The sequence below is a fragment of the Olsenella sp. AGMB03486 genome (genome assembly GCF_040884255.1).
GTDB lineage: Bacteria > Actinomycetota > Coriobacteriia > Coriobacteriales > Atopobiaceae > Olsenella_L > Olsenella_L kribbiana.
On sequence record NZ_JBEVTM010000060.1, the window covers coordinates 1 to 868 of the forward strand.

Here is an 868-nt window from a genome sequence, read left to right on the forward strand (position 1 = left end):
CGTGAGGGAATGGAAGCTCGCGCAGGAGCAGTCCCCACACGACGGCTTCCTCGAGCTCGACTGGGCGCCGGGCACCATGCAGGCCGACTATGGCACCTTCACCGCCACCGTCGCAGGCGAGAGGCTCGAGCTGAAGCTCCTCGTCGCGACGTTCCCGCATTCGAACGTCCGCTTCTGCATCGCGATGATGTGCGAGAAGGCAGAGTGCTTCTGCGAGGGGCTCGTCGAGATATTCGAGATGGCAGGGCGCGTGCCGCGCCTCGTCGTGCTCGACAATGCCACCGAGGCGGGACGGATGCTCTTCGGCAGGGTGACGGAGTCCAAGCTCTTCTCCCAGCTCAGGGCCCATTACCGCTTCGAGGCCAGGTTCTGCAACCCCGATTCCGGAAACGAGAAGGGGTCGGTGGAGAATGCCGTGGGGTTCCTGCGCCGCAACCTCCTCGTCCCCGTGCCCTCCGTGCCGAGCCTCGATGCGCTGAACTCGATGCTGCTCTCCGGCTGCAGGAGGATCAACGCCACGGCGAAGAGCAGGCTGCACGGACCTGCGCCCAAGGCCTTCGCCGAGGACCTCGCGGCGATGATGGCCCTTCCGGGCGTGCGCTTCGACTCCGTGAGATGGGTGCATGTCCGCTCGGACAAGAGGGGCTACATACAGCTGGACGGCGTCTCCTACTGCGCAGGCCCTGCCTGGCACAGCCGCGACCTCCTTGCGGGCGCCAGAGCGCGCACGGTCGAGATCATGGACATGCACGGAAGGCATGTGGCATCCCTTCCGAGGTCGTGGAAGCAGGGAGAGCTCGTGAGGAATCCTGCATCGCTCGTGCCTGCGCTGGTGGCGAGGCCGAGGGCGTTCGGCGAGTCGGTCATA

1 pseudogene is annotated in these 868 nt (G+C 66.0%); it reads left to right on the top strand.

The features are described 5' to 3' along the window. Positions 1-868, top strand: a pseudogene (locus ABVS03_RS11555) (IS21 family transposase); the annotation flags it as partial.